Here is a 1,449-nt window from a genome sequence, read left to right as displayed (position 1 = left end):
TTTTGCTTCGAAGCTTTGGACACCTCGTATGATACCAAGAGGGCTCTTTTTGTTTCAAACCTCAAATTTTCTTCTTAACAGGAATGCTCCTATATAACTGATTTACACCGTATGGTGCAACTCAATTATATAGAAGGGTGGTCCTTTGCATGGCAGAGGTGGTACAAATCATTGGCTATATTCAGATAGAACATTTGCTAACATATTCTTATAACTGAATTATTCAGTCTCTGTATACTATAGTAAAAGTTAGAGGCAATAAATATTTTAATTTATAGCTATTACATCTTCTACTGCACGTCTCGGTGAAGAAGCTACATTAAGCTTTTTAGGTAAGTTGCCAACAGCTATCATCATTATTAAAACTTCCGATTCACTTATATTAGCAGTATTTTTCAACTCCGTTTCCGTTTGAGGTGAAACAGCTAAATTTAATGCACAACTTCCAACACCCAAAGAGTGTAATGCATAAATGAGTGACATTGAGTACATTCCACCGTCGATATAACTTTGGTTCCTCTCTCTAGGTCCCCTAAAATCTTTAAGTTCCGAAGTAACAATTAAAATCTTACTAGCTCCATCACCAAATCCAACATTACCATTTTGATATTTCAAAATATTGATTTTGTCTTCTTCGTTACTATACACATAAACCCTCCAAGGTTGTCTGTTACAAACAGAAGGTGTTTTTTGGGCTATGTATACAGCTTCTTTTATTAAATCTATGCTTACATTGCCAGGAGCGTAATTTCTAATACTGTACCTTGAAAAGGCAAATTCTTTAAAATCTATATTACTCTTATCTATATCTACTTTCTTCACTTCATCAATTCCACCAACTGTTGGCCTTGAAATAGCATCGATTGTTTTACTTAACTCTTCAAGTTTATTTAAAAGCTCATTTAATCTCAAATCATTTTTTTCATTAAAATAGTAATAAGAGTATAAAGTATTTAAAGCAGCGATCGATACATTATCCCAGCCATATTGCTTTATATAATGATTTAAAATAGATAAAAGATGATTAACTACTTTTTGTCCAAAGCCAATTCGAGGATTTGGCAAGGATAGTCCTTTTTCAATTTTATGATAATAATAAATTAAATCCGTTTCGTGATGCCTTTTGGCTTTACTGTTACTGAAATCAAAGGAGTGTTTAGAATACCTATTCATATCTTTAAAATAATAATTTAATAATTGTATATGATTCAGCATTCTAAGAGCTATTCTTCTAATTGGCTTTGGTATAAATTTTTTAAAGCTCATTATTTTCACCATTTCTCTTAAAAATTTTCAATAACTAATTACTTGACCTGCTTGTTACTTTTTTACTTATTATATAAACTGCTTTTTTATATAAAGAAATGAACAAGTCTTTTTCATACCTATTAAACCCAAATAACCACATTAGTATAAAAAAGGTTATTGTAAATAGTAATATATTAAGTG

General features: G+C 30.4%; 1 protein-coding gene. It reads right to left on the bottom strand.

Features of this window, described 5'->3' with window-relative positions; genetic code table 11:
* Positions 1-267 precede the first annotated feature (267 nt).
* Positions 268-1,266: a nitroreductase family protein gene (locus DET59_RS21330; protein WP_220154077.1), complete on the bottom strand. Its 999-nt coding sequence runs from the start codon at positions 1,264-1,266 to the stop codon at positions 268-270.
* Positions 1,267-1,449: the final 183 nt, after the last annotated feature.

The organism is Rossellomorea aquimaris, from assembly GCF_003315075.1.
GTDB classification, from domain to species: domain Bacteria; phylum Bacillota; class Bacilli; order Bacillales; family Bacillaceae_B; genus Rossellomorea; species Rossellomorea aquimaris_C.
This window is presented reverse-complemented; position numbering and strand designations above follow the sequence as displayed.